Here is an 18,686-nt window from a genome sequence, read left to right as displayed (position 1 = left end):
CCGCTCTTCGCGCGAGCGCTCATCGGTCGTCCAGCCGGCCGGGCGGGGTCAGGCTGAGCCCGTGCACCTCGCGGGTCCCCCGCAACGGCACCGCCGACACCGTCTGCGCCACACCGGGTTCGAACCGCACCGCGGTACCTGCGGGGATGTCGAGCCGATGGCCGCGGGCGGCCTGCCGGTCGAAGTCGAGTGCGGCATTGGCCTGCGGCAGGTGCACGTGACTGCCCACCTGCACGGGCCGGTCGCCGGTGTTCACGACATCGAGGGACACCCGCTCGGCGCCCTCGTTGATCTCGATGTCGCCCTCGCCGTGCAGGATCTCTCCCGGGATCATGGTCACGGGATCGGATGGTGAACGGTGACCAGCTTCGTCCCGTCCGGGAAGGTGGCCTCCACCTGAACGTCCTCGAGCATTTCGGGCACTCCCTCCATCACGTCTTCCCGGGACAACACGTCGCGTCCGCTGACCATCAGTTCCGCGACGGTGCGTCCGTCACGCGCACCCTCGAGCAGGTGGTCGGTGAGGACGGCGACGGCCTCGGGGTGGTTCAGTCGCAGCCCGCGGGCCTGCCGGCGCCGCGCCAGTTCGGCGGCATAGGAGATGAGCAGCCGCTCCTGCTCATGCGGGGTCAATCGCATAGTGCGCGATCCTGCCACGACGCGGCGCGCTCAGCAGCGCTCGACGGCGGCGGGGTCAGGCGTCGGGCAGGTTCTGCAGGCGCACCTGACCGCGGGCGACCATCCGGTCGGTCTCATCGGTGATCGTGATCAGCCACAGCTGCTGGCGGCGGCCGCGGTGGATCGGGGTGGACACCGCGGTCACCGTGCCCGACCGCAGGGCGCGCAGGAAGTCGGTGTTGTTGTTGACGCCGACCACGGTTCCGCCGCCGTTCTCGGAGAGCCACACATGGGCGGAGAGGCTCGCCAGGCTCTCGATCACCGCGCAGTAGACCCCGCCGTGCACGATTCCCCAGGGCTGCAGCAGTTTGTCGGTGATGGTCAGCTGCGCGCGGCCGCCGTCGGGCGTCATCTCCAGGTAGGTCACGCCCAGTTCGGTGTCGAAACCCTCGCCGAGACCGTCGGGCAACTCGGTACTCACCCATGGATGTCTACACGTCGACCGCGCAAAGATTCGGGCGGGTCCCGCACTGTTGCGCGGGACCCGCCCTCGAGGGGACCGGGGGTCTCTGCAGCCCTCAGGACTCCGGCGCGGTCCGTTTGCCTCGTGCCTAGAGAATAGGCAAGGCTGCCCTAATTAAGCAAGCCCTTCCCTCGACCGGTCCGTCCGGCGCCACGGACCGGGAGGCCGAATCCGACCAGCGCGTCCAGCACGGCCTGGCCGCGGCGCATGCTCGTCAGCTCGCTCGAGCCGGCCAGCATGGGCACCTGGGTGGCGGCACTGACCACGGCGGCGCCGACCATGTGCCACATCGCCGCCTCCGTCATGGCCCCGCCGCTGATCTGCACCAGCCGGGTGAACAGCGGCGCGAGGGTGCGGTGGCTGCGGTGGGCGATCCAGGTCGTCAACGCGGCCTCGTTCGGCAGGGCGACGATGCCGTCCCCCGCGCCACGGCCCATCCGGCCGCGGCTGGCGCCGAAGTAGGGGTCGTCGGGCAGCGCCCGCAGCGTCGGGTCGACCACGCCCACCCAGTCGATCGCGCCCTCGGAGTCCACGTGCACCCAGAGGTTCTCCAGTCCGGTGTCCCACGCCCGGCCCTCGAGCACCACCAGCGGCACCACCCGGCCGATGACCACATGGGCCAGCGTCGCCGCCAACTGCTGGGCTACCGCTGCCCGATTCCCCGTCTCGGAGGCCGCGATGTCGAACATCACCTGCAGCCGCTCGGTGGTGAGCGCCTCGGCCAGGGGCCACCACCGGCGCCGGGAGAGGTCGCCCATCACGGCGACGCCGTAGACGCGGGGGCACTCGGGGTAGAGCTCGCGCAGCCGGCGGGATGACTCGTGCAACGGCATCGTCCGCCTGATGGCCATGCCTGCGATCAGCGGATCGTCGATCAGTACCGTCACTGCACCTCCCGGGCGTCGTCGTCTCGGGTTAGGTTAGCCTTACTATAGTGACTAGGCAACATCGGCCGTCGCCTGTGAGCCGTATCACAGGGCGGCGGGGCGAGGCCGTTGACCACGGACGGAATGCGACGCACAGAAGAGAAGGTTCATCTTCGGCGATGGATACGACGCACGGTAGTACGTCCGTAGTACCCTTGATCTACTGCTCAGGAGAGTGAACGGAACATGGCCAAGTTGACGCGTCTAGGGGAGCTCGAGCGTGAGGTGATGGATCACCTCTGGTCCGCTCCGGAGCCCCAAACAGTTCGGCAGGTGCACGAGGCACTGTCGGCGCGGCGTGATCTGGCGTACACCACGATCATGACCGTGCTCCAACGGCTCGCGAAGAAGAACCTCGTGGTGCAGCACCGCGACGACCGGGCGCACCGCTACGCCCCCACACACGGCCGCGACGAGCTGGTCGCGGGCCTGATGGTCGACGCGCTCGACCAGGTCACCGACTCCGGCAGCCGCGAGGCTGCACTGGTGCACTTCGTCGAGCGGGTGGGCGCCGGCGAGGCCGCCGCGCTGCGGCGTGCGCTCGCCGAATTGGAGACCAAGCATCGATTGACGTCGCCGGCTGGCGATCCCGGTACCGGCTGAGGGAGACTGACAGCGTGTCCGCGCTGGCCTTCACCATCGTCGCGCTGGTCCTGATCGGACCGGTGCCGGCAATGCTCGCGCGGGCGTCCTGGCCGATGCGGGCGCCGCGGGCCGCCATCGTGCTCTGGCAGTCGATCGTGCTCGCCGCGGTGCTGTCGGCGTTCAGCGCCGGGATCGCGATCGCGAGCCGGTTGTTCGTCCCCGGCCCCGACGGCCGCCCGACCGCCACCATCACCAGTGAGATCGCCGTCCTGGGCTGGCCGATGTGGCTGCTACTGGTCTTCGTCTTCGCGCTCACCCTGCTCATCGGCGCCCGGCTGATCGTCTCGGTGCTGCAGGTGGCGATCGCCACCCGCCGTCGGCGCGCCCACCACCGGATGATGGTCGACCTGCTGGACATGCCGCGCACCGCAATGCCCGACAACGTCTGCGGCACGGCCGACCTGCGGATCCTCGACGTCGCACAGCCGATGGCGTACTGCCTGCCCGGCATGCGCAGCCGGGTGGTGGTCAGCGACGGCACCCTGACCACGCTCGCCGGCGACGAGATCGCGGCGATCCTCACCCACGAACGCGCCCACCTGCGCGCCAGGCACGACCTGGTGCTCGAGATGTTCACCGCCGTGCACGCCGCCTTCCCCCGGTTCGTCCGCAGCGGCAGCGCGCTCGACGCCGTCCGGTTGCTGATCGAACTGCTCGCCGACGACGCCGCGGTCCGCGCGGCCGGCCCCACTCCCCTGGCCCGCGCCCTTGTCGCGTGCGCATCCGGCCGTACCCCGTCGGGTGCGCTCGCGGCGGGTGGTCCGACGACGGTGATCCGGGTCCGGCGCCTCGCCGGCCGGCCCAACAGCCCGCTGCTGGCCGCGACTGCCTATCTCGCCGCGGTCGCCGTGCTGGTGGTGCCCACCGTGGCCGTGGCCGTGCCGTGGCTGACCGAACTCCACCGGCTGTTCACCACCTAGATTCAGCGCCGAGGGATGCATCGCGCTCGAAGAAGCGTTCTCAGTCCACACATCGACGAAAGGCTGCCGCATGACCAACTCGGGCACCACCGGTACGGCTCAGATCGGCGTCACCGGGCTGGCGGTGATGGGATCCAACATCGCCCGCAACTTCGCCCGACACGGCTACACGGTCGCGCTGCACAACCGCTCGGTCGCCAAGACCGACGCCCTGCTCGCCGAGCACGGGTCGGATGGGAACTTCGTCCGTAGCGAGACGATCCGCGAATTCCTCGATGCGCTGGAGAAGCCGCGCCGCGTGCTGATCATGGTCAAGGCCGGCGACCCGACCGACGCCGTGATCAACGAGCTCGCCGACGCGATGGAGGAAGGCGACATCATCATCGATGGCGGCAACGCGCTCTACACCGACACGATCCGTCGGGAGAAGGCGATCCGCGAGCGCGGCCTGCACTTCGTCGGCGCAGGCATCTCCGGTGGTGAGGAAGGCGCCCTCAACGGTCCGTCGATCATGCCGGGCGGCCCCAAGGAATCTTACGAATCACTCGGCCCGCTGCTCGAGGAGATCTCCGCGCACGTCGACGGCGTGCCGTGCTGCACCCACATCGGACCCGACGGCGCAGGCCATTTCGTGAAGATGGTGCACAACGGCATCGAGTACTCCGACATGCAGCTGATCGGCGAGGCCTACCAGCTGCTGCGCGACGGCCTCGGCAAGAGCGCAGGCGAGATCGCCGACGTGTTCGACGACTGGAACAAGGGTGACCTGGACAGCTTCCTGGTCGAGATCACCGCGAAGGTGCTGCGCCAGGACGACGCCAAGACGGGCAAGCCGCTGGTCGACCTCATCCTCGACGAAGCCGAGCAGAAGGGCACCGGCCGCTGGACGGTGAAGTCCGCGCTCGATCTCGGTGTGCCCGTCACCGGTATCGCCGAGGCGGTGTTCGCCCGCGCGCTGTCGGGCTCGGTGACCCAGCGCAAGGCCACTACCGGCCTGGCCTCCGGCGACCTCGGCGGAAAGCCCTCGGACGCAGAGCAGTTCACCGAGGACATCCGCCAGGCGCTGTACGCGTCGAAGATCATCGCCTACGCCCAGGGCTTCAATCAGATCCAGGCGGGCAGCGCCGAGTACGACTGGGGCATCACCCCCGGCGACATGGCGACCATCTGGCGCGGCGGCTGCATCATCCGGGCGAAGTTCCTCAACCGCATCAAGGACGCCTTCGACAACGACGCCGACCTGCCCACCCTGATCGTCGACCCGTACTTCCGCGACGCGATCGAAGCCGCGATCGACAGCTGGCGCCGCGTGGTGGTGACCGCGACCCAGCTGGGCATTCCGATCCCCGGCTTCAGCTCGGCGCTGTCGTACTACGACGCGCTGCGCACCGAGCGGCTGCCCGCGGCGCTCACCCAGGGGCTGCGCGACTTCTTCGGCGCACACACCTACGGGCGCATCGACGCCGACCGCGACAAGCGGTTCCACACGCTGTGGAGCGGCGACCACAGCGAGGTCGAGGCCTGACGCGCCGCCATTAGACTCGGGGGTGTGCGCTTCCTCCACGACCACCGGCCGCCGTACGACCTGACGTACAACGACGTGTTCGTCGTTCCGGGCCGCTCGGAAGTGGCGTCCCGGTTCGACGTGGACCTGTCCACCGTCGACGGGTCGGGCACCACCATCCCGGTGGTGGTCGCCAACATGACCGCGGTGGCCGGACGGCGGATGGCCGAGACGGTGGCGCGCCGCGGCGGCATCGTCGTCCTGCCGCAGGACCTGCCGATCTCGGCGGTGCGGGAGACGGTCGACTTCGTCAAGAGCCGCGACCTGGTGGTCGACACCCCGGTGACCCTCGCGCCGGACGACTCCGTGTCCGATGCTGTCGCGCTGATCCACAAGCGGGCGCACGGCGCCGCGGTCGTGGTGAACGACGGCCGGCCGGTCGGGCTGGTCATCGAGGCCGACTGCGTCGGGGTGGACCGGTTCGCCAGAGTGAGCGACATCGCGATCACCGACTTCGTCACCGCGCCCGTGGGCACCGAGCCCCGCAAGGTGTTCGACCTGCTCGAGAACGCCGCCGTCGGTGTGGCGGTGCTGACCGGGCCCGACGGCACGCTGGCCGGTGTGCTGACCCGCACCGGCGCCATCCGTGCGGGCATCTACTCCCCCGCGGTCGACGCCAAGGGCCGGCTGCGGATCGCCGCCGCGGTCGGCATCAACGGCGACGTCGCCGCCAAGGCGCGGGCACTGGTCGAGGCCGGCGTCGACGTGCTGGTGATCGACACCGCCCACGGCCACCAGGTCAAGATGCTCGACGGGATCCGCGCGGTCGCGGCGCTGGACCTCGGGGTGCCGCTGGCGGCGGGCAACGTGGTGTCGGCCGAGGGCACCCGCGACCTGATCGCCGCCGGTGCGTCGATCGTCAAGGTCGGCGTCGGCCCCGGCGCCATGTGCACCACCAGGATGATGACCGGAGTCGGCCGCCCGCAGTTCTCCGCGGTGGTCGAATGTGCAGCCGCTGCAAGGGAACTCGGCGCTCACGTGTGGGCCGACGGTGGGGTGCGGCACCCGCGGGACGTCGCGCTCGCGCTGGCCGCAGGGGCCGCCAACGTGATGATCGGTTCCTGGTTCGCCGGCACCTACGAGTCGCCGGGCGACCTGATGCGCGACCGGGACGACCGGCCGTACAAGGAGAGCTACGGGATGGCCTCCAAGCGCGCGGTCGCGGCGCGCACCTCCGCCGACAGCGCGTTCGACCGCGCACGCAAGGGTCTCTTCGAAGAGGGCATCTCCACCTCGCGGATGGGTCTCGACCCGTCCCGCGGCGGGGTGGAGGACCTGCTCGACCACATCACCTCCGGGGTCCGCAGCACCTGCACCTACGTCGGTGCCACCACGCTTCCCGAACTGCACGACAAGGTGGTGCTCGGCGTGCAGTCAGCCGCCGGCTTCGCCGAGGGCCATCCGCTGCCCACCGGCTGGTGAGGGGTACGCCAGTACGGCGTCCGCCACGCTCACGCTGACCGGCTGGCCCGGCGCGACGTCGACGTCGCCGATGCGGCGCACCACCAGCGGCGTACCGTCCGCGAGCGTGACGTGCACCGAGCTGTCCGGGCCGTAGAACCGGTGCGCGGTCACCACCGCAGGCGCCCCGTCCTCGGTCAGCCGCAGCTGTTCGGGCCGCAGCACGACGACCACGTCGCCGTCGTCGACGGGCATCCGCGTCGGATGGGCGCCCAGCGCGGTGCGGACCACACCGGCGCGGCACTCGCCACCGATCTCGACGGCCGCACCGACGAACCGGGCGGCCGCCAGGGTCCGCGGCCGGTCGTAGACCTCGGTCGGCGTGCCGGCCTGCACCATCTGCCCGTTCATCAGCAGCGCCACCGAATCGGCGAGCGAGAGTCCCTCGGCCTGATCGTGGGTGACCAGTACGGCCGTGGTGCCGGTGTCCCGCAGGATTGCTGCGATGTCCTCGCGCACCCGCGTGCGCAGCCCGGCGTCGAGCGCCGCGAAGGGCTCGTCGAGCAGCACCACCCTTGGCCGCGCGGCCAGTGCACGGGCCAGCGCCACCCGCTGCTGCTGCCCGCCCGACAGCTCGTGCGGCCGGGCGTCGCCGCTGCCGTCGAGTCCCACCATGTCGAGCCAGTGCCGAACGGTGTCCGCCGCATCGGCGCGCCGCCGCCTCGGCAGCCCGAACGCGATGTTCTCCGCGGCGCTGAGGTGCGGGAACAAGGCACCCTCCTGCGGCATGAGGCCGATCCGGCGCCGGTGGGCGGGCACCGCCGCGCCGTCGCCGCACACGATCCCGTCTCCGACGCCGACCGTTCCGGCGTCGGGTTCCTCGAATCCGGCGACGATGCGCAGCAGCGTCGTCTTGCCGCAGCCCGACGGGCCGAGCACCGCGCTGATGGTGCCCGCCGCGACGTCGAGATCAAGACCGGACAGCACGCGCCGCCCGTCGAACGACTTGCCCAGCCCGCGGATGCGCACACCTGCGACGCCCGGCATCGGTTGGTCTCCCGCACTCACGTGTCACGCACCTCCACCACCTGCGCACTCCACAGGCCGATCGCGGCCGTCGGGAGCGCGGCGAGTACCACCAGCGCGGCCGCATACGGCGCCGCGGACGCGTAGTCACTGACCGAGCTGTAGGTCCACAGCCGGGTGGCCATCGTGTCGGTGCCGGTCGGCCGCAGCAGCAGCGTGATCGGCAACTCCTTCATGCAGGTGAGCAGCACCAGCGCCGCACCCGCGGCGATGCCCGGCGCGGCGCCGCGGGCGGTGATCGAGGCGAACGCGGCGAACGGCCCGCGCCCCAGCGAGCGGGCCACCTCCTCGTGCCGCACCGGCGTCGCCTCGATCGCGGCCCGGACCGACCCGACGGCCACCGGCACCAACAGCACGGCGTAAGCCAGGATCAGCAGCGGCTCACGCTGGTAGAACGGGCGCAACGCCACGATGCCGACCGACACCATGGCGATCGCGATGACGATCCCCGGCAGCCCGTGCGCCACGTAGCTCGCCCCCTCGAGCGTCCGGGTCACCGGACTGCGGTACCGCGCCACCAGCACGCCGAGCGGCACCGCCGCCGCCGTGCACACCACCGCCGCCACCGCCGACAGCCACAGCGTCGAGACCACCGCGGCCGACCACTCACCGGAATCCCAGCGCGGTCCCGCGGCAAGCAGCCAGTCGGCGAGCGCGACGACCGGAACCACCAGCGCCGCGGCGACGACGGCCAGCGCACCCGCCGCCGCGACCGGCCGCCACGGCCCCAGCGCAGCCACCGGCGCCGCCCGTGCCGAGCCGCCGCCGACCCGGTAGGCCGCCGCACGGCCGCGTGCCCGGCCTTCGAGCATCACCAGCGCGAGCGCGAACACCATCAGCACCAGCGACAGCACGGCGGCCCGCGACGGGTTGAACCCCGAGCGGTACGCGCCGTAGATCACCCACGTGAACACCTCGTAGCGCATGGCGGCGACGGCGCCGAAGTCGCTGATCACGTACAGCGCCACCAGCAGCGCGCCTGCCGCGACGGCGGCGCGTACCCGGCGCAGCGTCACCCGGAACAGCACGGCGAGGCCGGACAGCCCGAGCGAGCGGGCCACCTCCTCGTGGGCGGGGTCCATCCGGTTCAGGGCCGCCGTGGTGGTCAGCAAGACGTACGGATAGCAGCCGAGGGTGAGCACCAGGCACGCGCCCCAGAAGCCGGCCACCGCGGGCTGCACCGACAGCCACAGGAACGCCAGCAGGTAACTCGGAATCGCCAGCGGCAGGGCCAGGACGACGCCGAAGAGCCGCCGGAACGGCAGGTCGGTGCGGGTGAGCAGCACCGCGAACCCCACGCCGAGCACCACGCATCCCGCGGTCACCACGACCACCAGCAGCAGCGACCGGCCCACCAGGGCGGCCGTCCGCTGCTGGGCGAGTTCGTCGGCGACGAACGCCCAGCCGCGGGCCATCGCCCGGTCGCCGAGGTAATACAGAGGCAGCAGCGTGGCCGCTGAGACACCCGCGGCGGCGCCAAGCAGCAGCGCGGGCGGCCGACGGCGCACCCCGGCTCGCCGCACCCGGATCAGTTCGTCAGCAACCCGGTTGCGACCAGCATCTCCTGGGTCGCCTCGAGGTCGTCGAGCTGGGACAGGTCCACCGCGGGAGGCTGCAGATCGGCCAGCGGCGGCATGCCCTCGGCGGTCGGGACGCCGGCGACCAGCGGGTACTCCTTGGTCTCGCCGGCGAAGTACTCCTGGGCGGTCTTGCCCACCAGGTAGGCCGCAAACCGTTGCGCCCCAGCAGGATTCGGTGCCGACTTGAGGACGCCGACACCGGCGACGTTGACCAGGCCACCCGGGTCGCCCGGCGCCATGAAGTTGTTCTGCGCGGTCACCGCGCCCCCGCCCTTGGCGTCGATCAGCTCGTACAGGTAGTAGTGATTCACCAGACCGAGCGCGACCTCACCCTTGTCGACGGCATCGCGGACCGCGACGTTGTTCTCGTAGGCCTTCGGGTTCTGCGCCTTGAACGCGCGCAGCCACTGCTCGGCGCCCGCATCGCCGCGCACCACCCGCAGGCCGGTGACGAACGACTGCCACGACGCGTTGCTCGGCGCGAACCCGATCTTGTCCTTCCACTCCGGCGCCAGCACGCCGTCAATGGTGTCGGGCGGATTCGGTGCGAGCCGCGGATTGAACACCACCACCCGCGCGCGGCCCGACACGCCAACCCAGGTGCCGTCGGCCGCCGAGTAATTGGCCGGTACGGCTTCCAGTGTCGCGGTGTCGATCTGGGCGAACAGTCCGGCCTTGGCGACCGCGCCGAGCGCCCCGGCGTCCTGGGACAGGAACACGTCGGCGGGCGACTTGTCGCCCTCGGTGATCAGCTGGGCGGCCATCTCGCCGGAACTGGCGTAGCGCGCCTCCACGTTGAGCCCCGTCTCGGCCTTGAACTTCTCCAGCAGCGGCCCGACGAGCTCCTCGCTGCGGCCGGAGTACACCACCAGCGACTCACTCGCGTCGACGGAATCCGAGCCGCCGCACGAGGTCAGGGACAGCACGGTGGCGGCGGCGCACACCGCGGCCGTGAGGCGTGACAAGGCGAAACGCATGAATCGACCCGCTTTCGTCGTGCGCTGTGAGGCCGCTGTGAGCCGACCCGGCTCTGGCAACTTATCACCGAGCGACTGAGGACAGGCTCAGCTCTGGCGACGGGTCGCCGCCTGGTCACCACGAGCGCGCGGGCCGCACAGCGCACCGGTTACCATTGGATTCTCATTCGCCGAACGAGGAAGGGACTACGTGCCGCAGGCACCCGCCGATGGCCCCGGTACCGAACGGGCCTGCCGGGCCGAGCAGCCGTCCCCGGAGCAGTCCGACGCAGAACCCTCCCCTAGTCGGCCGGGCCTCGTGCCCGGCGCCCCCGCGGGGAGAATGGAGTGAGCGTCACCCTGTCGCTCCTGTCGGTGCTGGCCATCATCGTGCTGACCGCAGGCACCGCCGTGTTCGTGGCGGCGGAGTTCTCGCTCACCGCGCTGGAGCGCAGCACCGTCGAGGCCAACGCCCGCGACGGCGACCGCCGCGACCACATGGTCCGCCGGGCGCACCGCACGCTGTCGTTTCAGCTATCCGGGGCGCAGGTCGGCATCTCCATCACCACGCTGGCCACCGGCTACCTCGCCGAACCCGTCGTCGCGCGGCTGCTGCAACCCGGCCTTGACGCGCTCGGCCTTCCCGCCAACATCGCCGGCGGACTGGCGCTGGTGCTGGCTATCCTGATCGCCACCTCGGTGTCGATGATCTTCGGCGAACTGGTGCCCAAGAACCTGGCCGTCGCACGGCCGGTGCCGACCGCGCGCGCGTCGGCGCCGCCGCAGCTGCTGTTCTCGATGCTGGCCACCCCGCTCATCCGGATGACCAACGGCACCGCCAACTGGATCCTGCGCCGCCTCGGCATCGAACCCGCCGAGGAGCTCCGCTCGGCCCGCTCGGCGCAGGAACTGATCTCGCTGGTGCGCAACTCGGCGCGCAGCGGATCACTGGACCCGGTCACCGCGGTGCTGATGGACCGGTCGCTGCAGTTCGGTGAGCGCACCGCCGAGGAACTGATGACCCCGCGCACCGAGATCGAGGCGATGCAGGCCGACGACACCGTGGCCGACCTCATCGAGGCGGCGATCGGCACCGGGTACTCGCGCTTCCCGATCGTGGAGGGCGACCTCGACTCGACGATCGGAATGGTGCACGTCAAGCAGGTGTTCGCGATACCGCACGACGAGCGGACGAGCACCCGGCTGGCGACCTTGGCGCTGCCTGTGGCCACCGTGCCGTCGACGCTCGACGGCGACGCGGTGATGACCCAGATCCGCGCCAACGGCCTGCAGACCGCCCTGGTCGTCGACGAGTACGGCGGCACCGCGGGCATGGTCACCGTCGAGGACCTCATCGAGGAGATCGTCGGCGACGTGCGCGACGAGCACGACGACGCGACCCCCGACGTGCAGCCCGCCGGTGGCGGCTGGAAGGTGTCGGGCCTGCTGCGGATCGACGAGGTGGCCACCGAGACCGGATTCCGGGCGCCCGAAGGCGAATACGAGACGATCGGCGGACTGGTGCTGGAGGAACTCGGCCACATCCCTGAACCCGGGGAGACCGTCGAGCTCACCGCCTTCGACCCGGACACCGTCCTGGACGACCCGGTGCACTGGCTGGCGACCGTGGTGCAGATGGACGGCAGGCGCATCGATCAGCTCGAGCTGACCGAGCTGGGCCGACGCGGCGAGATCGAGGACGAGGAGCGGGACGACTGATGGGCGGCGACCTCTTCGGCGTGCTGCTGACCGTGCTGCTGCTGGCGGCCAACGCGTTCTTCGTCGGCTCGGAGTTCGCGCTGATCTCCGCGCGCCGCGACCGGCTCGAGGCGCTGGTGGAACAGGGCAAGAGCAGCGCCGTCACCGTCATCCGGGCCGGTGAGAATCTGTCGCTGATGCTGGCCGGCTCCCAGTTGGGCATCACCGTGTGCTCGATCCTCCTCGGCCGGGTGGGCGAGCCCGCGGTGGCTCACCTGCTGGAGAAGCCGTTCGGGCTCGTCGGCATCCCCGACGCGGTGCTGCACACCGTGTCGTTCGTGGTGGCACTCGGCATCGTGGTGACGCTGCACGTCCTGCTCGGTGAGATGGTCCCGAAGAACATCGCCATCGCGGGCCCGGAATCCACGGCGATGCTGTTGATCCCGGTCTACCTGATCTACATCCGGGCGGCTCGACCGTTCATCGCGTTCTACAACTGGTGCGCCAACAGCACGCTGCGGGCATTCGGGGTGGAGCCGAAGGACGAGCTGGCGGTGGCGGTGTCCACGGTGGAGCTCTCGGAGATGATCGCCGAGTCGGTGTCCGAGGGTCTGCTCGACACCGAGGAGCACACCCGGCTGACCCGCGCGCTGCAGATCCGCAACCGCGTGGTCCGCGACGTGGCGATGCCGCTCAGCGAGATCCACACCGTGTCCGCCACAGCCGCGGACTCCGGCCCGACCGTGGGCGCGGTCGAACGGGCACTCGCCGAGACCGGCTACTCACGCTTCCCCGTCGCGGGGCCGTCCGGCGAGTACGTCGGCTATCTGCACATCAAGGACGTGCTGCCGCTGGTGCACGACCCGAAGGCGGTGCTGGACCGCTCGTTGGTGCGCCCGCTGCTCACGCTGCCCGCGTCGCTTCCGCTGCCCGATGCCCTGACCCGGCTGCGGCGCGACAACAGCCACCTGGCCCTGGTCACCACCGACGGCACGGTGACGGCGATGGTGGCGCTGGAGGACCTGGTCGAGGACCTCGTGGGGACGGTGCGGGACGGCACCCACCGTGTCTGAGGTCGCGCTGCGCGCGAAGGCGGCTGACGTGCCACTGCGCGCGAAGGTGGCTGACGGGCCACTGCGCGCCGGGACCGTGCTCGCCGAATCCGACTGGCGGGCACGCGAATCGGCTCACCGGGAACGCGTCGACGCGTTCTGCGCGCCGCATCTGGCCCGCCGGCGCGCCGGCCGGGCACATCCGGTGTGGGACTTCCTGTTCACCTACTACAACCTGCGGCCGCGTCTGCTGCGCCGCTGGCACCCGGGCTTCGGGGTGGTACTCGCGGGCGAGTCCGCCGCGCGCCACCTGGACATCGCCGGCTATCACCACACGCCGCAGGGTGTCACCGTCAGCACGGAATACGTGGCCGGACGGGCCGACACCGTCGGGTTCATCGCCGACCTGCTGACGGCGACCGCCCGGCGGGCACCCCGGATGAACTGCTTCGGGCTGCACGAGTGGGCGATGGTGTACCGCGCCCCCGAGGTCCGCCACGCGCAGGTGCCGCTGCGCCTCGGCTCGACGGGCACCGACGCGGTGGTCGAGTTGATGCCGTTGCGCTGCAGCCATTTCGACGCTTTCCGATTCTTCACCGATGCTGCCGCGGGCCGCAACTCCGAACGCCTCACCCGCGACCGCCAGATCGCCACCGAGCAACCGGGTTGTGTCCATGCCGCGATGGATTGCTACAAATGGGCCTACAAGCTGGGACCGTTGGTGTCCTCCGAGCTGGTGATGGATTGTCTCGAGCTGGCCGCCGACGCGCGGGAGCTGGACATGCGGGCCAGCCCGTACGACCTCAGCGGGTACGGATTCGACCCGATCGCCGTCGAGACACCGGCGGGTCGGGCGGAGTACGTGCGCGCCCAGCAGGAGATCGCGGAGCGGGCCGCACCGCTGCGAGCCACCCTCGCCGGCAGATGTGACCTGCTGCGCACGGCGGCGCGCGGCGCGGGGGCCGACGTTACCGGTGGGTAAGGTGAGTCAACGCGCGTCGCGTCAGCGGACGTGCCGGTGAGCGAGGAGGAAACGATGACCGATCGCGTCGAGGTGGGAAATCTGCGCGTGGCCCGGGTGCTGTACGACTTCGTCAACGACGAGGCGCTGCCCGGCACCGACATCGACCCGGACAGCTTCTGGTCGGGCGTCGACAAGGTGGTCGCCGACCTCACTCCACGGAACACCGAGCTGCTGGCCCGCCGTGACGACCTGCAGGCGCAGATCGACAAGTGGCACCGCCAGCGCGCGATCGGCCCGCTCGACGCCGACGAGTACCAGCAGTTCCTCACCGACATCGGCTACCTCGCCGGCGATCCGGGTGACTTCACCATCACCACCGAGAACGTGGACGCGGAGATCACCTCGACCGCCGGTCCGCAGCTGGTCGTGCCGGTCACCAACGCCCGGTTCGCCCTCAACGCCGCCAACGCCCGCTGGGGTTCGCTGTACGACGCGCTGTACGGCACCGACGTCATCTCCGAGGAGGACGGCGCCGAACAGGGCAGCGGCTACAACCGGGTGCGTGGCGACAAGGTCATCGCCTACGCCCGCCGGTTCCTCGACGAGAGCGTGCCGCTGGCGACGGGTTCCTGGTCGGACCCGACCGGCTTCAAGATCGACGACGGGCAGCTGCTGGCCGAGCTCGGCGACGGCGAGTCCACCGGTCTGGCGGAGCCCGAACAGTTCGTCGGCTACACCGGCGACTTCGGGTCGCCGCAGTGGTCGTTCCTGCTGCGCCACCACGGACTGCACATCGAGGTCCTGATCGATCCCGACTCCCCGATCGGTTCCACCGACACCGCGGGCGTCAAGGACGTCGTGCTGGAGTCCGCGGTCACCACGATCATCGACTTCGAGGACGCCGTCGCCGCGGTCGACGCCGACGACAAGACGGCCGCCTACCGCAACTGGCTGGGACTGATGCGCGGTGACCTCTCGGCTCCGGTCAGCAAGGACGGCAAGAGCTTCACCCGGGTGCTCAACGAGGACCGCACCTACACCACCCCGGACGGCGAGGGCGAGCTCACGGTGCCCGGCCGCAGCCTGCTGTTCGTGCGCAACGTCGGTCACCTGATGACGAACGACGCGATCGTGGACGCCCAGGGCAACGAGGTCTACGAAGGCGTTCAGGACGCCCTGTTCACCAGCCTGGCCGCGGTCCACGGACTGCGCGCCGGAGGCGGCAACGGTCCGCTGGCCAACAGCCGCACCGGGTCGGTCTACATCGTCAAGCCGAAGATGCACGGACCCGACGAGGTCGCCTACACCGTCGAGCTGTTCAGCCGCGTCGAGGACGTGCTGGGCCTGCCGCAGAACACGCTCAAGGTCGGGATCATGGACGAGGAGCGGCGCACCACGGTCAACCTCAAGGCCTGCATCAAGGCCGCCGCCGACCGGGTGGTGTTCATCAACACCGGCTTCCTCGACCGCACCGGCGACGAGATCCACACCTCGATGGAAGCCGGCCCGATGATCCGCAAGGCGTCGATGAAGAGTCAGCCGTGGATCAAGGCCTACGAGGACAACAACGTCGACATCGGCCTGGCCGCGGGCTTCGTGGGCCGCGCCCAGATCGGCAAGGGCATGTGGGCGATGACCGATCTGATGGGCGACATGGTCGAGCAGAAGATCGGGCAGCCCAAGGCCGGCGCCACCACCGCGTGGGTGCCGTCGCCGACCGCGGCGACGCTGCACGCGATGCACTACCACCAGGTGGACGTGGCCGCCGTGCAGCAGGAACTGGCGGGCAAGCAGCGCGCGAGCCTGGCCGATCTGCTGACCATCCCGCTGGCCAAGGAGCTGGCGTGGGCGCCCGAGGAGATCCGCGAGGAGGTCGACAACAACTGTCAGTCGATCCTGGGCTACGTGGTGCGTTGGATCGACCAGGGAGTGGGCTCGTCGAAGGTGCCCGACATCCACAACGTGGCGCTGATGGAGGACCGTGCCACGCTGCGGATCTCCAGCCAGCTGCTGTCGAACTGGCTGCGGCACGGCGTGATCACCGAGGACGACGTGAAGACCAGCCTGCGCCGGATGGCCGCGGTGGTGGACGAGCAGAACGCGGGCGACGAGAAGTACCTGCCGATGGCGACCGACCCGGAGGGCAGCGTGGCGTTCCAGGCGGCCCAGGAGCTCATCCTGTCCGGCACTGCGCAGCCCAACGGCTACACCGAGCCGATCCTGCATCGCCGCCGGCGCGAGTTCAAGGCCGCTTCGGGCGCCCGCAGCTGACCTGACCCGGCATCCGGGGTCATCGGCGTTGACTAGACTTCGGCGTTGCATTGATGACCGGTCGGAAATGACCGGTCGACGAGACGAACACGGGAGCAGGAATGGGTAGGCACAGCATTCCGGATCCCGAGGACTCCGCGGACGAACCGGAAATCCCGCCGCAGAACGGAACTTCCGCCGAGGATCCGGGAACGCTGCATCCGCGTTCGGGGCGCGACTACGGAGAACCCGGCCCGCCTGCGGAGTACCGGCGACCGGAGTACGGGGACCGGCGCGGCCAGGATCCGGGCTACCCGGACCAGGACCCGGATCACGACGCGGACGACTATCCGGCCGACGACTTCCCGACGACCGCGCACCGCCGCACCGAGTATCCGGACGCGGGCGAGCGGGACACCGACTACCGGGACGCCGGCTACGGCGATCCCGGCCACCGGGCTCCCGGCTACCGGGACTCCGGCTACCGCGATCCCGAGCACGATCAGCCCGATCTGCAGGACCACGGATTCGGCGCGTCCCGTGACCACCGCCGCGACGAATACGGCGGCTTCCGCGGCGACGACCACCCCGATGACGACGTCGACGACGATTACGACGACGACTACGGGCCCGGCGGCGCCGCCGGCACCGGCGGACCGCCGCCGTCCACACCGGCAGGCCCCCAGCACAGCGGTGACTGGGACGGCGGGGAATGGACCGGCAGCCACCGCGCCGTCGCGTCGGGGCGGCGCGGGGTCAGCGTCGGCGTGATCGCCGCCCTGGTGACCGTCGTCGTGGTGGTGGCCGCCGTCATCCTGTGGCGCTTCTTCGGTGACGCGCTGTCCGACCGCAGCGACGTCGCCGCCGCGCGCTGCGTCGACGGTGAACTCACGGTGGCCGTGCTGGCCGACCCGTCCATCGCACCGCAGATCGAGGCATTGGCCAACGGATACAACGAGACCGCGAGCCCGGTCGGCGACCGCTGCGTGAAGATCGGTGTCAAGCCCGCAGGATCGGACCAGGTGGTCAACGGGTTCACCGGGGACTGGCCGGCCGACCTCGGCGAACGGCCCGCGCTGTGGGTCCCCGCCAGCAGCATCTCCGCGGCGCGCCTCGAGGCCGCTTCCGGTCCGCAGACCATCGACGACAGCCGGTCCCTGGTCACCTCGCCGGTGCTGCTGGCCGTCCGTCCGCAGATGAGAGCGGCGCTCGGACAGCAGAACTGGTCGACCCTGCCCAGGCTGCAGACCAACCCGACCGGTCTCGACGGGCTCAACCTGCCCGGGTGGGGTTCGCTGAAGCTGGCGCTTCCGCGCAGCGGTGACAGCGACGCGTCCTACCTCGCCGCCGAGGCGGTCGCCGCCGCGTCGGCCCCGCCGGGCGCACCGGCGAGCGGCGGGATGTCCGCGGTCAACACGCTGCTGGCGGGCCAGCCGAAACTGGCCGACGACAAAGCGGGTACGGCGATCGACGCGCTGGTGAAGGCGCCCGACCCGGCGACGGCCCCGGTGCATGCGGTCGCGGTCACCGAGCAGCAGCTGTTCCAGCGCGGCGCGTCACTGCCCAATGCGAAGAACACGCTGGTGTCCTGGCTGCCGCCCGGCCCGACGGCCACCGCCGACTACCCCACCGTCCTGCTGTCCGGAGACTGGCTGTCCAAGGAGCAGGTCGCGGCGGCCAGTGAGTTCGCCCGCTTCATGCGCAAACCCGAGGGGCTAGCCGAACTGGCCAAGGCCGGCTTCCGCGCCGAGGGCGCCACTCCGCCTGCCAGCGACGTCACCGCGTTCGCGCCGGTGTCGGCGCCGCTGTCCATCGGCGACAGCGCGATGCGCGCCACCATGGCCGACGCGTTGACCGCACCTGCGAAGGGTTCAGCGGTCACGATCATGCTCGACCAGTCGATGCCCGCCGCCGAGGGCAACAACTCGCGGATGGGCAATGTCGTCAACGCCCTGATCCCCCGCATCGACACGCTGCCGCCGACCGCGGCCGTCGGACTGTGGACCTTCGACGGCGCAGCCGGCTCCTCGCGGGTGCCGATGGGTCCGCTGTCGGAGCCCGTCGCAGGCACACCGCGTTCGCAGACCCTGACGACGACACTGGATTCGTTGGCGTCGTCGTCGGGCGGTGCCGTCTCGTTCACCACGCTGCGTCTGGTCTACAACGAGGCACTCGCGAACTTCCGGCCAGGACAACCCAATTCGGTGCTGGTGATCACCGAGGGCCCGCACACGGACCAATCGCTGGACGGGGCGGGCCTTCAGGCCTTCGTCCGGGAGGCCTTCGACCCCGCGCGCCCGGTGGCGGTGAACGTCATCGACTTCGGCTCCGACGCCGATCAGGCCACCTGGGAGGCCGTCGCGCAGACCACCCGCGGCACCTACCAGAACCTGGGCACCTCCAGTTCCCCCGACCTGACCGGCGCGATCACCCGCTTCCTCGGCTGAGCCCCGGCGACACCGGGTGACGCCGGGTGACGCCGGGTGACGCCGGGTGACTCGGG

16 protein-coding genes are annotated in these 18,686 nt (G+C 70.7%); 9 read left to right on the top strand and 7 right to left on the bottom strand.

The window, feature by feature from the left end; genetic code table 11:
- Positions 1 to 19 precede the first annotated feature (19 nt).
- The 4 genes from O6P37_RS19225 to O6P37_RS19210 all read right to left on the bottom strand — a co-directional run bounded on the left by O6P37_RS19225 (position 20) and on the right by O6P37_RS19210 (position 2,028).
- Positions 20 to 334, bottom strand: coding sequence for an urease subunit beta (locus O6P37_RS19225; RefSeq protein ID WP_269895670.1), 315 nt, complete (start codon positions 332 to 334; stop codon positions 20 to 22).
- Between the two features lie 2 nt (positions 335 to 336).
- Complete coding sequence (locus tag O6P37_RS19220; RefSeq protein ID WP_264011829.1) at positions 337 to 639, bottom strand: urease subunit gamma; 303 nt, start codon at positions 637 to 639, stop codon at positions 337 to 339.
- A gap of 55 nt (positions 640 to 694) precedes the next feature.
- Positions 695 to 1,099, bottom strand: a complete 405-nt coding sequence (locus O6P37_RS19215; RefSeq protein ID WP_269895568.1) for a PaaI family thioesterase — start codon at positions 1,097 to 1,099, stop codon at positions 695 to 697.
- Positions 1,100 to 1,251: 152 nt separating this feature from the next.
- The gene (locus tag O6P37_RS19210) at positions 1,252 to 2,028 is read right to left on the bottom strand and encodes an iron reductase (RefSeq protein ID WP_269895567.1); all 777 of its coding nucleotides are present in this window, start codon (positions 2,026 to 2,028) and stop codon (positions 1,252 to 1,254) included.
- A 225-nt stretch (positions 2,029 to 2,253) separates the two neighbouring features.
- Between O6P37_RS19210 and O6P37_RS19205 the strand changes: the two genes are divergently transcribed.
- The 4 genes from O6P37_RS19205 to O6P37_RS19190 all read left to right on the top strand — a co-directional run bounded on the left by O6P37_RS19205 (position 2,254) and on the right by O6P37_RS19190 (position 6,618).
- Positions 2,254 to 2,670, top strand: a complete 417-nt coding sequence (locus O6P37_RS19205) for a BlaI/MecI/CopY family transcriptional regulator (RefSeq protein WP_264011826.1) — start codon at positions 2,254 to 2,256, stop codon at positions 2,668 to 2,670.
- 14 nt (positions 2,671 to 2,684) lie between these two features.
- A complete protein-coding gene (locus O6P37_RS19200) occupies positions 2,685 to 3,632 on the top strand; it encodes a M56 family metallopeptidase (RefSeq protein WP_269895566.1) in 948 nt (315 codons plus the stop codon).
- A 70-nt stretch (positions 3,633 to 3,702) separates the two neighbouring features.
- Positions 3,703 to 5,157, top strand: a complete 1,455-nt coding sequence (gene gndA, locus O6P37_RS19195; protein WP_269895565.1) for an NADP-dependent phosphogluconate dehydrogenase — start codon at positions 3,703 to 3,705, stop codon at positions 5,155 to 5,157.
- A gap of 24 nt (positions 5,158 to 5,181) precedes the next feature.
- A complete protein-coding gene (locus tag O6P37_RS19190) occupies positions 5,182 to 6,618 on the top strand; it encodes a GuaB1 family IMP dehydrogenase-related protein (protein ID WP_269895564.1) in 1,437 nt (478 codons plus the stop codon).
- Here O6P37_RS19190 and O6P37_RS19185 read toward each other — a convergent pair.
- Genes O6P37_RS19185 through O6P37_RS19175 form a run of 3 tightly spaced genes read right to left on the bottom strand, consistent with a single transcriptional unit; the run spans position 6,571 to position 10,240 of the window.
- Entirely contained in the window at positions 6,571 to 7,644 is a 1,074-nt protein-coding gene (locus tag O6P37_RS19185) for an ABC transporter ATP-binding protein (RefSeq protein WP_269895669.1), read from the bottom strand. The genes O6P37_RS19190 and O6P37_RS19185 overlap by 48 nt on opposite strands.
- 17 nt (positions 7,645 to 7,661) lie before the next feature.
- Positions 7,662 to 9,191, bottom strand: coding sequence for an ABC transporter permease (locus O6P37_RS19180; protein WP_269895563.1), 1,530 nt, complete (start codon positions 9,189 to 9,191; stop codon positions 7,662 to 7,664).
- 20 nt (positions 9,192 to 9,211) lie between these two features.
- Entirely contained in the window at positions 9,212 to 10,240 is a 1,029-nt protein-coding gene (locus O6P37_RS19175; RefSeq protein ID WP_269895562.1) for an iron ABC transporter substrate-binding protein, read from the bottom strand.
- 327 nt (positions 10,241 to 10,567) lie between these two features.
- Between O6P37_RS19175 and O6P37_RS19170 the strand changes: the two genes are divergently transcribed.
- The 5 genes from O6P37_RS19170 to O6P37_RS19150 all read left to right on the top strand — a co-directional run bounded on the left by O6P37_RS19170 (position 10,568) and on the right by O6P37_RS19150 (position 18,630).
- Positions 10,568 to 11,938 carry a hemolysin family protein gene (locus O6P37_RS19170; protein ID WP_269895561.1) on the top strand — a complete coding sequence of 457 codons (1,371 nt, stop codon included), beginning with the start codon at positions 10,568 to 10,570 and terminating at the stop codon, positions 11,936 to 11,938.
- A complete protein-coding gene (locus O6P37_RS19165; RefSeq protein ID WP_269895560.1) occupies positions 11,938 to 12,990 on the top strand; it encodes a hemolysin family protein in 1,053 nt (350 codons plus the stop codon). The genes O6P37_RS19170 and O6P37_RS19165 overlap by 1 nt, the downstream gene beginning before the upstream one ends.
- A gap of 76 nt (positions 12,991 to 13,066) precedes the next feature.
- Positions 13,067 to 13,951, top strand: a complete 885-nt coding sequence (locus tag O6P37_RS19160) for a 3-methyladenine DNA glycosylase (protein ID WP_408633212.1) — start codon at positions 13,067 to 13,069, stop codon at positions 13,949 to 13,951.
- A gap of 54 nt (positions 13,952 to 14,005) precedes the next feature.
- Positions 14,006 to 16,204, top strand: a complete 2,199-nt coding sequence (locus O6P37_RS19155; protein ID WP_269895559.1) for a malate synthase G — start codon at positions 14,006 to 14,008, stop codon at positions 16,202 to 16,204.
- Between the two features lie 101 nt (positions 16,205 to 16,305).
- The gene (locus tag O6P37_RS19150; RefSeq protein ID WP_269895558.1) at positions 16,306 to 18,630 is read left to right on the top strand and encodes a substrate-binding domain-containing protein; all 2,325 of its coding nucleotides are present in this window, start codon (positions 16,306 to 16,308) and stop codon (positions 18,628 to 18,630) included.
- The last annotated feature ends 56 nt before the right edge of the window (positions 18,631 to 18,686 follow it).

The sequence above is a fragment of the Mycobacterium hippophais genome, from assembly GCF_027529605.1.
In the GTDB taxonomy this organism is placed as follows: domain Bacteria; phylum Actinomycetota; class Actinomycetes; order Mycobacteriales; family Mycobacteriaceae; genus Mycobacterium; species Mycobacterium arseniciresistens.
The sequence above is the reverse complement of the archived record's forward strand: the minus strand, read 5'-3'. Positions and strand labels throughout refer to the sequence as shown.

Excerpts from the sequence above, each read along its gene's own strand:
- O6P37_RS19175 (WP_269895562.1), bottom strand. The coding sequence starts at position 10,240 with ATGCGTTTCGCCTTGTCACGCCTCACGGCCGCGGTGTGCGCCGCCGCC.
- O6P37_RS19155 (WP_269895559.1), top strand. The coding sequence starts at position 14,006 with ATGACCGATCGCGTCGAGGTGGGAAATCTGCGCGTGGCCCGGGTGCTG.
- O6P37_RS19150 (WP_269895558.1), top strand. The coding sequence starts at position 16,306 with ATGGGTAGGCACAGCATTCCGGATCCCGAGGACTCCGCGGACGAACCG.
- O6P37_RS19165 (WP_269895560.1), top strand. The coding sequence starts at position 11,938 with ATGGGCGGCGACCTCTTCGGCGTGCTGCTGACCGTGCTGCTGCTGGCG.
- O6P37_RS19220 (WP_264011829.1), bottom strand. The coding sequence starts at position 639 with ATGCGATTGACCCCGCATGAGCAGGAGCGGCTGCTCATCTCCTATGCC.
- O6P37_RS19205 (WP_264011826.1), top strand. The coding sequence starts at position 2,254 with ATGGCCAAGTTGACGCGTCTAGGGGAGCTCGAGCGTGAGGTGATGGAT.
- O6P37_RS19185 (WP_269895669.1), bottom strand. The coding sequence starts at position 7,644 with ATGCCGGGCGTCGCAGGTGTGCGCATCCGCGGGCTGGGCAAGTCGTTC.
- gndA (WP_269895565.1), top strand. The coding sequence starts at position 3,703 with ATGACCAACTCGGGCACCACCGGTACGGCTCAGATCGGCGTCACCGGG.
- O6P37_RS19225 (WP_269895670.1), bottom strand. The coding sequence starts at position 334 with ATGATCCCGGGAGAGATCCTGCACGGCGAGGGCGACATCGAGATCAAC.